This is a genomic window from Vibrio sp. Isolate32, from assembly GCF_022397955.1.
Lineage (GTDB): Bacteria > Pseudomonadota > Gammaproteobacteria > Enterobacterales > Vibrionaceae > Vibrio.
The window spans coordinates 25,092-38,695 of the sequence record NZ_JAKEUQ010000032.1 but is presented as its reverse complement, the minus strand read 5'-3'; the positions used below and the strand labels follow the sequence as shown (position 1 = coordinate 38,695).

Annotated in this window: 11 protein-coding genes; 7 read left to right on the top strand and 4 right to left on the bottom strand. The window is 44.6% G+C overall.

All coding sequences use genetic code 11. The features are described 5' to 3' along the window. On the top strand, positions 1-214 hold a 214-nt coding region (locus L1D11_RS19320; RefSeq protein WP_239862684.1), incomplete at its 5' end, for an IS3 family transposase. Between the two features lie 271 nt (positions 215-485). Here L1D11_RS19320 and rpsT read toward each other — a convergent pair. Continuing rightward, positions 486-746, bottom strand: coding sequence for a 30S ribosomal protein S20 (gene rpsT, locus L1D11_RS19315; protein ID WP_004739529.1), 261 nt, complete (start codon positions 744-746; stop codon positions 486-488). A 251-nt stretch (positions 747-997) separates the two neighbouring features. Between rpsT and murJ the strand changes: the two genes are divergently transcribed. The 6 genes from murJ (at position 998) to ispH (ending at position 8,841) form a co-directional block, all read left to right on the top strand. Further along, positions 998-2,560: a murein biosynthesis integral membrane protein MurJ gene (gene murJ, locus L1D11_RS19310; protein ID WP_345772750.1), complete on the top strand. Its 1,563-nt coding sequence runs from the start codon at positions 998-1,000 to the stop codon at positions 2,558-2,560. Between the two features lie 70 nt (positions 2,561-2,630). Continuing rightward, positions 2,631-3,566 (top strand): bifunctional riboflavin kinase/FAD synthetase, encoded by a 936-nt coding sequence (gene ribF / locus L1D11_RS19305; RefSeq protein ID WP_239833429.1) that lies wholly within the window; start codon positions 2,631-2,633, stop codon positions 3,564-3,566. A gap of 64 nt (positions 3,567-3,630) precedes the next feature. After that, positions 3,631-6,489: an isoleucine--tRNA ligase gene (ileS, locus tag L1D11_RS19300; RefSeq protein WP_239833430.1), complete on the top strand. Its 2,859-nt coding sequence runs from the start codon at positions 3,631-3,633 to the stop codon at positions 6,487-6,489. Positions 6,490-6,646: 157 nt separating this feature from the next. Then, on the top strand, positions 6,647-7,147 hold the full coding sequence (gene lspA, locus L1D11_RS19295; protein WP_102394038.1) for a signal peptidase II: 501 nt from the start codon (positions 6,647-6,649) through the stop codon (positions 7,145-7,147). Between the two features lie 149 nt (positions 7,148-7,296). Beyond that, positions 7,297-7,728 (top strand): FKBP-type peptidyl-prolyl cis-trans isomerase, encoded by a 432-nt coding sequence (fkpB, locus tag L1D11_RS19290; protein WP_239833431.1) that lies wholly within the window; start codon positions 7,297-7,299, stop codon positions 7,726-7,728. 156 nt (positions 7,729-7,884) lie between these two features. Further along, a complete protein-coding gene (ispH, locus tag L1D11_RS19285) occupies positions 7,885-8,841 on the top strand; it encodes a 4-hydroxy-3-methylbut-2-enyl diphosphate reductase (RefSeq protein ID WP_239833444.1) in 957 nt (318 codons plus the stop codon). Between the two features lie 151 nt (positions 8,842-8,992). Here ispH and btsR read toward each other — a convergent pair whose 3' ends face one another. The 3 genes from btsR to L1D11_RS19270 form a co-directional block, all read right to left on the bottom strand. Further along, positions 8,993-9,724, bottom strand: coding sequence for a two-component system response regulator BtsR (gene btsR / locus L1D11_RS19280; protein ID WP_239833432.1), 732 nt, complete (start codon positions 9,722-9,724; stop codon positions 8,993-8,995). Between the two features lie 103 nt (positions 9,725-9,827). After that, the gene (locus L1D11_RS19275; RefSeq protein ID WP_239833433.1) at positions 9,828-11,498 is read right to left on the bottom strand and encodes a sensor histidine kinase; all 1,671 of its coding nucleotides are present in this window, start codon (positions 11,496-11,498) and stop codon (positions 9,828-9,830) included. A 292-nt stretch (positions 11,499-11,790) separates the two neighbouring features. Then, positions 11,791-13,278: a carbon starvation protein A gene (locus tag L1D11_RS19270; protein ID WP_239833434.1), complete on the bottom strand. Its 1,488-nt coding sequence runs from the start codon at positions 13,276-13,278 to the stop codon at positions 11,791-11,793. Positions 13,279-13,604 lie beyond the last annotated feature (326 nt).

The following is a 13,604-nucleotide window of genomic DNA, read 5'->3' as shown; positions in this document are numbered from 1 at the left end:
GAGTAGGAAAGGAAACGGCTGGGACAATGCTTGTGTTGAGAGCTTCTTCCATTCAATGAAAGTTGAAGCGATCCAGTATGAGCCGATCATGACGCGAGACGAGATGCGCCAAACAATCTTTGAATACATAGAGGTTGATTATAATCGGACAAGAAGGCACAGTGCTCTTGGGTATCTAAGCCCAGTTAACTTTGAAAATCAAAATGTCGCTTAATGAAGTGTCCAGTCTGGCTGGAGCAGATCAAAGTGTTAGTATTTCACATTGAACGTTAATGTTTATCTATCTATCTATCTATCTACCTATCTACGTATCAATTTGCTTCTCTATTTATTTTCCTGATTGTTTGTTTTATCTATTTGCTTAACAGTCTATCGGTAAGCAAAACGGCTGTTAGCACGTAAAATAAAAGCGTTACTCAAAATTTAGATATAAAAAAACCGGCCTAGGCCGGTTTTTTTCGTTTTGCGTTGTAATCAAATTTCTATTAAAGAGCTTTGATTGCAGCAGCGAAACGAGACTTATGACGTGCAGCTTTATTCTTATGAATAAGGCCTTTAGTCGCCATACGGTCAAGAAGTGGTGTAACTTCTACAAGAGCAGCAGTTGCAGCTTCTTTATCACCAGCTGCGATAGCTGCGATAGTCTTTTTCATGTAAGTGCGCATCATAGAACGACGGCTAGCATTGTGCTGGCGACGTTTCTCAGCTTGGATAGCGCGCTTCTTAGCAGATTTACTGTTTGCCAAGGGTCTAACTCCCAAAAACTTAGTTCGGTGACAATTTAAGGGCGAGGACTATCCCTCATTAGCGCTTAATTGTCAAATGATTTGTGCAAAAACCAATCGTAGCCAAACAAACTTTGGTATGGAAAGGTCATCGCGGTTAAGATGGCGGGGATTCTAACAGCATTTTTAGACCAATGCTAATAAATATGCTTCTTAGGGCAGGATAGTATTTATCCTCCCTTGAAAGTAATCAACCAGTGTCAGAGGTTTCTGTGAGTAAACGACTATTAAAGTCAGGCCTGATTGTCAGTGCAATGACTTTTGTTTCCCGTGTATTGGGGCTAGTACGTGATGTAGTAGTAGCAAATTTGATGGGAGCAGGAGCGAGTGCAGACGTATTTTTCTTCGCTAATAAAATCCCGAACTTCTTACGTCGACTGTTTGCAGAAGGTGCCTTTTCTCAAGCCTTTGTCCCTGTATTAACGGAATATCACGCGACTGGTGACAAAGAGAAAACCCGAGACTTAATCGCTAAGGTCTCAGGCACGCTCGGGGTATTAGTCTCTATTGTTACCGTTATCGGTGTGCTAGGCTCTGGAGCGATTACCGCGCTGTTTGGTGCGGGTTGGTTTATCGACTGGCTAAATGATGGCCCAGCGGCGCCTAAATTTGAGCTGGCGAGCTTTATGCTCAAGATTACCTTCCCTTATTTATGGTTTATCACCTTTGTTGCTTTATCTGGTGCGATTCTTAATACGCTAGGTAAGTTTGCGGTTTCCTCTTTTACCCCTGTGTTCTTGAATGTGATGATCATAGGCGCTGCGTGGTTTATCTCACCTAATTTAGATCAACCAGAAATTGGTTTGGCGATTGGTGTGTTTCTTGGTGGCTTAGTCCAATTCCTTTTCCAAATGCCTTTCTTGATCAAAGCGGGTGTGTTGGTTAAGCCGAAGTGGGGCTGGAGAGATCCAGGTGTGGTTAAGATCCGCACATTAATGATCCCTGCTTTGTTCGGTGTGTCGGTCAGTCAAATCAACTTATTGTTTGATACCTTTATTGCCAGCTTCCTCGCAACAGGCTCTATCAGTTGGTTGTACTACTCAGACCGACTGCTTGAATTTCCTCTCGGTTTATTCGGTATCGCGATTGCGACTGTGATTCTTCCTGCTTTATCTCGTAAACACGTAGATGCTCAAGGAGAAGGGTTCGCGCATACCATGGACTGGGGCGTGCGCATGGTTTTACTGCTTGGTATTCCTGCGATGTTAGGTCTTATCGTTTTAGCTAAACCGATGCTGATGGTGCTATTCATGCGTGGTGAGTTCTCTCCACATGATGTACAGCAGGCATCGATGTCATTGGTGGCTTACGCGTCAGGCTTGCTTAACTTCATGTTGATTAAAGTTTTAGCTCCGGGTTATTACTCTCGCCAAGATACCAAAACACCGGTTAAGTACGGCATTATCGCTATGGTGACCAATATGGTGTTTAACGCGATTTTCGCTTATTTCTATGGTTATGTGGGTTTGGCGATTGCGACGGCATTGTCTGCTTTTGTGAATATGGCGTTGTTATATCGCGGATTGCACCTTGCGGGTGTGTATCAATTAACTAAGACAACCTTGTTGTTTAGTGCCAAATTGATTATCTCAGGAGTGGTGATGGTCGCGGCTATTTTATGGCAGCTGGATAATATGCAACATTGGCTTGAATGGAGCTTAAGCCAGAGAGCACTGACATTAACAGGCTTGATTGGACTTGGTGGCTTTGTTTATATTGTTTCGGTACTGATTTTAGGTATCCGAGTAAAACATTTAAAAGCAGCGACAGATTAATACTGATTAGTATATAATCCGTCGGTTTCACACAATGAATGATGCAAATAACAGGTTTTAGCTGATCATAATGGAACTGATCCGAGGTATACACAATATTAAAGCGCAGCATCACGGCTGTGTATTGACCATAGGTAACTTCGATGGTGTTCACTTAGGACATCAAGAGGTTCTTAGCCAGGTTTGTGAACAAGCGGCAGCATTAGGGTTACCTTCTGTTGTTATGACGTTTGAACCGCAGCCTATGGAGCTGTTTGCCCGAGATAAAGCGCCGGCACGTTTGACTCGCTTACGCGATAAGTACGTACAACTGAGCAAGCTAGATATCAGTCGTTTATTGTGTGTCAATTTTAATCAGTACTTTGCAAGTTTATCTGCGGAAGCATTCATTAAAGATCTTTTGGTTGATAAGCTTGGCGTGAAGTTTTTGGTGGTTGGTGATGACTTTTGTTTTGGCAAAGGCCGCACTGGCAATTTCGCTATGCTCAAAGAAGCGGGCGAGAAGCACGGTTTTGAGGTGGTAAGCACCCAAAGCTATTGCTTAAATCAATTACGTGTCAGCAGTACTGAGATACGAAATGCATTAGCGGTCGATGATTTGGCTGCAAGTGCTACCATGTTAGGACGTGATTACAGCATAAGTGGTCGTGTGTCCCATGGTCGAAAACTAGGGAGAACCATAGGTTTCCCTACCGCTAACATTCCATTAAAGCGTTGTGTCTCTCCTGTGTCGGGAGTATACGTTGTTGAAGCATTGGATATCGACGGGGTTCCTGTCGGTGGCGTTGCTAATATTGGACAACGACCAACGGTGAATGGTGTAAGGCAGCAATTAGAAGTTCACTTTTTTGACTTTAAAGCCAATTTGTATGGTAAACAGTTAGAAGTACGACTTTTGCACAAACTGCGCGACGAGATAAAGTTTGAATCGTTCGACGCATTAAAGAATCAAATAGAATTGGATGCTGAAGCCGCAAGGGTGTGGCTGCTTCAGCTAAAGAATTAATCGGATGATTCCACCGATTAACATAATGTCTAACTTCGCCCAAGTATAACGGAATTAAGAATCGATGAGTGATTATAAAGATACCCTGAACTTACCAGAAACAGGGTTCCCAATGCGCGGCAATCTGGCAAATCGTGAGCCAGAAATGCTTAAGCGTTGGTACAAAGAAGATCTTTACGGCGAAATCCGTAAGGCAAAGAAAGGTAAAAAATCTTTCGTACTGCATGATGGCCCTCCATACGCGAACGGCGACATTCACATTGGCCACGCGCTGAATAAGATTCTTAAAGACATTATTATTAAATCTAAGACCCTTTCTGGTTTTGATGCACCGTACATCCCTGGTTGGGACTGTCACGGTCTTCCAATCGAACTAATGGTTGAGAAGAAGAAAGGTAAGCCTGGTCAGAAGATTTCTGCTGCTGAATTCCGCGAAGAGTGTCGTAAGTACGCTGCGGGCCAAGTTGAAGGTCAAAAAGAGAGCTTCAAACGTCTTGGTATCATGGGCGAGTGGGACAAACCATACCGCACTATGGATTTCGGCACAGAAGCGAACATCATTCGTTCTCTAGGCAAAATCGCAGACAAAGGTCACCTACTGAAAGGTTTCAAACCTGTTCACTGGTGTACTGACTGTGGTTCTGCTCTGGCTGAAGCTGAAGTTGAATACAAAGATAAAGTATCTCCATCTATCGATGTGAAATTTACTGCAGCTGACGAAGCTGCGCTTCTAAAGAAATTCTCTCTAGCTGACGGCCATGCTGGTCAGGGCGAAATCTCTATCGTTATCTGGACAACAACACCATGGACTCTTCCAGCTAACCGCGCAGTATGTCTACGTGATGATCTTGAATACGTACTTATCCAAGTTGAAGCTAATGGCGACCAGCCAGCTCAACGTATCGTTGTTGCTTCTGAACTAGCAAAAGACGTAATGGATCGTGCAGGTATCGAGCATTTCCACAACCTAGGTTTTGCAACTGGTGCTGATCTTGAGCTTTCTCAGTTCAACCACCCGTTCTACGACTTCACAGTTCCTGCTATCCTAGGTGATCACGTTACGACTGATTCAGGTACTGGTGTTGTTCACACTGCTCCTGGCCACGGTCAAGAGGATTTCGTGGTTGGTAAAAAGTACAACTTAGAAATCGCTAATCCAGTAGGCTCTAACGGTGTTTACCTGCCAGATACTGAGCTATTTGCTGGTCAGCACGTATTTAAAGCGAACGACTCTGTTTTAGAAGTTCTAAAAGAGAAAGGTGCACTTTTGCATCACCACGCTTACGAACACAGCTACCCACATTGTTGGAGACACAAAACTCCAATCATCTTCCGTGCAACACCACAGTGGTTCATCTCTATGGATCAAGCTGGCCTACGTGCAAAAGCACTAGAGTCAACGAAGAATGTTGAGTGGATGCCGGAATGGGGTCAAAGCCGTATCGAAGGTATGATCGAAGGTCGTCCTGAGTGGTGTATCTCTCGTCAACGTACTTGGGGTGTACCAATTGCTCTGTTTGTTCATAAAGAAACGTCAGAACTTCACCCAGATAGCTCTGAGCTAATCGAAAAAGTCGCGAAGCTCGTTGAAGAGAAAGGTATTCAAGCTTGGTGGGATGTCGACGCTGCTGAACTAATGGGCGCTGAAGATGCAGACAAGTACGAAAAAGTGCTAGATACACTAGATGTATGGTTCGATTCAGGTGTTACACACTTCTCTGTTGTTGATTCTCGCGAAGAGTATAACTTCCCGAACGAAGAGCGCACGCACAGTGCTGATCTTTACCTTGAAGGTTCAGACCAACACCGTGGTTGGTTCCAGTCTTCTCTAATTTCATCTATCGCGATGAAAGACGAAGCACCATACAAGCAAGTACTAACACACGGTTTCGTGGTGGATGGTAACGGCCGTAAGATGTCTAAATCTATCGGTAACGTTGTTGCGCCTAAAGACGTAACCAACAAGCTAGGTGCAGATATCCTGCGTCTATGGGTTGCTTCTACAGACTACACAGGTGAAGTTGCGGTTTCTGATGAAATCCTGAAGCGTTCAGCGGATGCTTACCGTCGTATTCGTAACACGGCTCGTTTCTTCCTAGCGAACTTAAACGGTTTCAACCCTGAAACTGACCTAGTACCTGCTGAAGAGATGGTTGCACTTGATCGTTGGGCTGTTGGCCGTGCTCAAGCTGCACAAGAAGAGATTGTTAAAGCATACGGCGAGTACAACACTCACGGTGTGACTCAACGTCTAATGCAGTTCTGTTCTATCGAAATGGGTTCTTTCTACCTAGACGTAATTAAAGACCGTCAGTACACAGCGAAGCAGGGCAGCCATGCTCAACGTAGCTGTCAAACTGCGCTTTACTACATCGTAGAAGCTCTAGTTCGTTGGATGGCGCCTATCATGTCGTTCACTGCAGATGAAATCTGGAATGAAATGCCGGGTAAGCGCGACACGTTCGTATTCACAGGTGAGTGGTTCGAAGGTCTATTTGGTCTTGCTGAAGGCGAAGAGCTAAGCAATGAATTCTGGACTGAAATCCAAACGGTTCGTGGCGCAGTGAACAAGCTTCTTGAAGATGCTCGTAAAGAGAAAACGATCGGTGGTGCACTGCAAGCTGAAGTAACGCTATACGCTGAGGACGCACTAGCAGCTAAAATCAACAAGCTAGAAGATGAGCTACGTTTCGTACTTATCACTTCTGCAGCTGTTGTTAAGCCACTGAGCGAGAAGTCTGATGCAGCTCAAGCGACAGACGTTGCTGGTCTATTCGTTGAAGTTGCAGCTACTGAAGCTGAGAAGTGTGACCGTTGCTGGCACCACACTCCAGATGTAGGCACTATCGAAGGTCACGAGAAAGTATGTGGTCGTTGTATGTCGAACATCGACGGTGAAGGCGAAGTGCGTAAGTTCGCATAACAGCTCAGAGAAAGACTGAACTTTTTGTAAAAATCATAGCCCCAGTATCAACTGGGGTTATTTTTAATTATAGGAAATGTGTTTATCCAAGTACGGTAATCAGGTCACTTAAGGTGACTAACAATGAATACCAACTTCGTAAATACTAGGAATAGAAATGAGTGAAGTTTCGTTAAAACAATCTGGTGTGCGTTGGTTATGGTTGGCTCTGGTAGTCTTCCTTGCCGATATCGGCATTAAACTCTTTGTCATGGATAACATGGGTTATGGCTGGGCAAACCGTATTGAGGTTCTGCCATTCTTTAACTTTTTGTACGTGCATAACTATGGTGCAGCGTTTAGCTTCTTGAGTGATCAAAGTGGTTGGCAGCGTTGGTTATTTACCGGTATCGCATTTGCAGTAACGGGCATGCTGACGTACTGGATGAGTAAACTACCAGCTGCAGAGAAGTGGAATAACATTGCTTATGCGATCATCATTGGTGGTGCGGTTGGTAATGTGTTTGACCGAGTCGTACATGGCTTTGTTGTCGATTACTTAGACTTCTACTGGGGCACTTACCATTGGCCTGCCTTTAACTTAGCGGATATGGGGATCTGTATCGGTGCTGCGATGATCATCTTAGATGGTTTCCGTAAGAAAGACGAAAGCAAATAGCTTGCCTCAAAGTCAGTCTATGACTCACAGAATAGAATAGCCCTAAGCGCTGTCGGTTGATTCCGACGGCGCTTTTTTTTATGCTGCAAGTAATATGAGAGCGAAGCAAATTGCGTTCTCAAATAATAAAGAAACCTAAGGAAAGTAACGTGGCAGCAATTAAAAATGATTCAGTAGTAACCCTACATTTTACGATTAAAATGAAGGATGGTTCAGTTGCCGATAGTACGGAAAATATGGGTAAACCAGCGAAGTTCGTGATGGGCGATGGCAGTCTAAGTGAGAACTTTGAAGCGTGCTTACTCGGACTTGAAGCTGGAACTGAAAAGTCTATCGAACTGAAAGCAGAAGACGCGTTTGGTATGCCAAACCCTGATCATATTCACTATATGGATCGTGCTAAGTTTGTTGGCGATTCTGAAGTTGAAGTGGGCACTATCATGGCATTCTCTGGTCCTGACGGTATGGAAATCCCAGGGATTATTACTGAGATCGCAGGTGATTCAGTGACGGTTGATTTTAACCATCCACTTGCTGGTCAAGACGTTACGTTTGACGTCAACATCTTAGCGGTAGAATAACTATCTTTACGTTAGAATAGCTGTCTTCACGCTAGAACAAGATAGCCTTACACCTGTGATGTCACCCATAGCTTCACTGTCTAGACGCTTCACTGTAGAATGCGAACCTCGCTGACGGCGAACTCTATAGAAACAACCTTAGTACCGCGGTAAATGATGAGCAATGAAATGAAAATAATGTTAGCTAACCCTCGTGGCTTTTGTGCCGGTGTCGATCGTGCGATCAGTATCGTAGAGCGTGCACTCGAAATGTATCAGCCACCGATCTATGTTCGCCATGAAGTGGTACACAACCGCTTTGTTGTTGAGGGGCTCAAGCAGCGTGGTGCTATTTTTGTCGAAGAACTGAGTGAAGTGCCAGACGACAACATCGTGATCTTCTCGGCTCACGGTGTCTCTCAAGCGGTTCGTAAAGAGGCGAAAGAGCGCGATTTAACCGTATTTGATGCGACGTGTCCTTTGGTGACTAAAGTTCATATGGAGGTTGCTCGTGCGAGCCGCAAACATATGGAAGTAGTACTGATTGGTCACGCAGGTCACCCTGAAGTTGAAGGTACTATGGGTCAATACTCGAGCCAAACGGGTGGTATGTACTTGGTTGAGAAGCCAGAGGACGTGCAAAACCTAGTGGTGAACGATCCAACTAACCTGCACTACGTGAGCCAAACGACGCTATCTGTTGATGAAACTGCAGACGTAATCGAAGAGCTACGTCGTGTATTCCCTGAGATCCAAGGCCCTCGTAAAGACGACATCTGTTACGCGACTCAAAACCGTCAAGACGCGGTTCGTGAGATGGCAAACGACGTTGACGTTGTAATTGTGGTTGGTTCTAAGAACTCATCGAACTCAACACGTTTGAAAGAGCTGGCTGAGAAATTAGGTACACCAGGTTATCTAACAGATTGCCCTGAAGACATTCAAACAGAATGGGTTGAAGGCAAGAAGAAAATCGGTGTAACGGCTGGTGCATCTGCTCCTGAAGAGCTGGTAAACCAAATTCTAGATCGTATCCGTGAATTGGGTGCGACTGACGTTGAAGAGATTCAAGGTCGTGAAGAGAACATGTTCTTTGAAGTACCGAAAGAGCTACAGATTAAGCAAGTCGACTAATCTCTAGTGATTCGTGACAAGATTGATTCGTAAACATTATCGATTTGCAAACACTATCGATTTGTAAACAGTATCGATTTGTAAACAGTAGAAAGCCAACGTTGATTCGTTGGCTTTTTTGATCGTGCTATGTCTCGTCCTTAAAAGGTGTTTACTGTAGGCCGAGTTGCTCTTTTAACGCCTTGAGGTAGCGACGGCTAACAGGTACTTCAAAGCCTGTTAGGGTAATGATCTCTGCTAATCCGTTCTCTAACAGTTTGATCTCTTGGATCGATTTTATGTTGATCAAATACTGTCGATGACAGCGGATCAAATCGGTTTTCTCTTCCAAGATCTTAAGGGTTAACTGTGAGGTCGCGGTTTGCGATGAGCTACGAACATGCACACCACTGATATCGGAATACGCGCATTCAACCGTTTGGCTTGCCATGATCACAATGCGGTTATGACCAATACACGGAATCTGCTCTAAATGGCATGGAGCAATCGCTGAGATGTCTTGTTCTGGTGCTTTCTGATTTTGTTTGATGACTTTGTTTAGACGACAAACGCTCTTGTTTAATCGACTAGGTTCGACTGGCTTAAGTAGGTAATCAAAAGCGTTATCTTCGAAGGCTTGAATCGCATATTGGTCGTAGGCAGTAACAAATACCACGTAAGGCATGGTGTCTGGATCAAGCATGCTTAACAGTTCAATTCCCGTAACCTGCGGCATTTGGATATCCAAATACACTACATCAGGCTTGAGCAGATTGATCTGTTTCAGTCCTTCGATCGCGTTGCTTGCTTGACCGATGACTTCCACTTCTCCCGTTTCAGTCAGTAACTCAATGAGCTCTTCGCGAGCAAAAAGCTCATCATCGATAACGAGTGCTTTTAACATCCTGCAATCTTCATTTTTGTTCTGTCCCTGCTTATTCCGCTTATCTTTTTAATGTCTGCTTCTAAATGTCGCTACTGAGAAGCGATTACCTACGAAAACACCATTATTTTAGTATAGGTATGATAAGGCTCATTCGAGTAAATTGCTGTGGTTGAGATTCTATTTTTAGTGCAGAGTCTTGTCCAAAGAAATTAGTGAGTCGTTTATCAACAATTTCCATCCCTAATCCAACATGATCTTGAGATGGCTTCTGGTAGTTGCCAGCATTGTCTTCGACAATCAGTCTAAATCCACCTTGGAAAGCTTCGCTATAGATCTTCACTTTGCCGCCTTCCAGCATATTTGAAATCCCATGTTTAATGGCGTTTTCAACCAGAGGTTGCAGAGTAAAGCTTGGCAGTTGTGACTCAAACAGTTGTGGATCTATGTCCCATTCAATTTCTAAGCGGTCAGTAAAGCGTGCCTTCTCAATCGTCAGGTACGCATTAACGTGCGCGAGCTCGTCTTTGAGCTTCACGGTATTAATATTCTGCTTAAGGTTACTTCTAAAGAAGTGAGACAGGTGCTGAATGAGCTCACGCGCTTTATCTGGGTCTCGACGTGTTACGGCACTGATGGTGTTGAGCGCATTAAATAAGAAGTGCGGGTTGACCTGTGCGTGCAGCAGCTTGATTTCCGCTTGGGTCAGTAGTGTTTGCTGTTGCTGATAGTTGCTGAACAGGATTTGACTCGATAACAGTTGAGCAATACCTTCAGCCATCGACATGTTGATGGTTGAAAACAGCTTTAGCTTAGGCTCATAAAGCTTGATAGTGCCGACGACTTCGTTACCAGCACGCAGTGGGATAATCAGCGCTGACCCCAACTTACAATCCTGTGAGAGTGAGCATTGGTATGGGTTTTCTTTACCATCCAGATAGATGATGTCGTTCTGTTCAATCGAAGTCAGTGTGCTTTGCGATGAAATAGGGGTGTTTGGAATATGGTGCTCATCGCCAATGCCAACGAAAGCGAGAATTTTTTCTCGGTCAGTAATCGCCACAGCACCTACGTTGGTCTCTTCGTAGATGATACGCACGATCTTCTGCGCGTTATCAGACGTGAAACCACCGTGAAGAATACCCACCGAACGTTCAGCAATGGTCAGTGCGCGGCGCGAGAAGGTGGCTGAGTATTTCTCAAAGATGGTTTTTCTATCTTGGATGATGCTCATAAACAGAGCAGCACCGACTGAGTTTGCGATGATCATTGGCGCTGCAATGTCGGAAACCAGTGCGTAGGCTTGGGTGAATGGCTCAGCGACCGCCAACAGAATCAGCATTTGAATGATTTCAGCAAACAGGGTCACAGAAAACACCATCATCGGGTTAAACAGCTGGCTGGCTTTGTTCTTTCTGACTAAGTAAACGTGCAGTAGGCCACCAATTAAGCCTTCTGCCGTGGTCGAAATTGCACAAGCTAAATCAGTGAAGCCACCCAAAGAGTAACGATGGATACCGCCTGTAAAACCCACTGCAAAGCCGACTACAGGCCCCCCAAACAGACCACCTATTACCGCACCCATCGCACGAGTGTTGGCTATCGCGTCATTAATCTGCAGCCCAAAATAGGTGCCCATAATACAGAACAGGGAAAATAGAACATAGCAGCTGACTTTATGACTTAAGCGCGAAGAGATGCTCAACAAAGGGAGAATCAGCGGGGTTTTACTTAGCATGTAAGCAATCACTAAGTAGACACAGGTTTGTTGCAGCAGAGAGAGAATGAGTTCCATATTTTCACCTATTGAGACGCTGGTTAAGTGTAAAGCTCATTGTGTGATAACGGTAGCTTTGCTTGTGTTTTCATTGGTTATATCGAATGGTTATTACTTCTCAAGCTGAGATAGCAATATTGACGTTCTAATGTTGATGTAACTAGGTTGAGATACAGTAAAGCCCATCACGGTGGATGGGCTTTAATCTTAGTTTCCACGAATCACTGAGTGATTACGGGAGCAAGCGAAGTTGTGTTTGGCTGTTCTTGTCTTTCTATGAAGACTGGTCTTTTACAAAGAGTTTAAAGAACTAGGCTGTTTTAGTTTCACCTTTTGCTTCTTTTTCTTCATCAGCAAGGTCAGTTTCGCCTTTGCCTTTAGAAATCTTGATTACGTAAGCCGCAACACCCAGCGCACTAATCACACCAACGATAGTTGAGATTTGCATTGGTAGGCCAAAACCAAGTTGGCTGTTGTTCAGAATGAATGTGATACACACAGACGTCATGAAGATAGCTGGAACCGTCGTTACCCAGTGCAGTTTGTTGTGACGAAGTAGGTAAGCTGAAGCTGTCCATAGCATCATGACTGCTGTTGATTGGTTAGCGAAACCGAAGTAGCGCCAGATGATACCGAAGTCTACTTGAGTCAGGATGGCACCGATAACGAAAAGTGGTAGAGCCATTAGTAGACGGTTACGCAGTGTCTTTTGTTCCATGTTGAAGTATTCAGCAAGGATTAGACGGCTTGAACGGAACGCAGTGTCACCAGAAGTGATTGGTAGGATAACCACGCCAAGGAAAGCAAGGATACCGCCAAATACACCCAGCAGGCCAAATGAAGCGCTGTAAACTACGTTACCTGGACCACCATTTGCTACTGCTTCAGATAGAGATTCCACTGAACCGAAGAATGATAGTGCAAGTGCACACCAGATCAGAGCGATGATGCCTTCACCAATCATTGCGCCGTAGAATACGAAGCGACCGTTCTTTTCGTTTTCCATGCAACGAGCCATTAAAGGAGACTGAGTTGCGTGGAAGCCAGAAATAGCGCCACAAGCGATGGTTATGAATAGAGCAGGCCATAGTGGTAAGTCGTTCGGGTTCATGTTTGTGAACATGTCGCTCACCTCAAAACCACCCATAATTTGGTGTTCATCAGATAAGCCAATTGCCGTGATTAGGCCAACAGACATAAAGATAAGTAATGCACCGAATAGTGGATAGAATCGGCCAATGATCTTATCGACCGGGACAATCGTTGCGATGATGTAGTAAGCAAAAATGACCACAACCATCGCAGCTGCAGGCATTGTGAAGTCCGTTTGATCATTCACAAGGTTAGTGATCATACCTGCTGGAGCGGAAACAAATACCACACCAACCAGAAGCAGTAGGACAATAGCAAAGATGTTCATAAAGTGCTTTGCGCCATTGCCCAGGTAACGCCCAGTGATGGTTGGAACCGAAGCGCCCCCATTTCGGATAGATAACATACCTGAGAAGTAGTCGTGTACTGCACCTGCGAATATACACCCTAGCACGATCCAGAGCATTGCTGCTGGCCCGTATAAGGCCCCCATGATGGGACCAAAGATTGGACCTACACCTGCAATGTTAAGCAGTTGAACTAGGTAGACCTTGGGAGTCGACATTGGAACATAGTCCACACCATCTTGCATAGTATGAGCAGGTGTTTGACGGTTCTCATTGATACCGAAAACCTTTTCGATAAAAGCACCGTAAATAAAGTAGCCACCAATGAGTGCTGCAACACAGGTAAGAAACCACGTCATAATTTGTTATCCCTGAATGTATTAATTAAGTCAGGGTGTATATTAGAGGAGTGTATGGAAAGAAACTTCCGCTACTGGAGTGAGTGGTCGAATAGCTAATTAAGTGGTGTTATAGCCGGTTTAGTGGTTTGTGACCTTTGTTGAGTGGTGGGGGAGGAGTGTTGAGAAGTATCGTGTTTCTGTTAAGTGGTCGATGGTGAGCTTTAAACGGTGCGTAATAAAGATCAACGGTAGATAACAGAGATGAGTGGACATCAGCTCCCGTTCAGCGGAGAATTACCAACAGAGGCAAAGCTTCATTTAGAAGTGGTTAGGTAAATATAAAG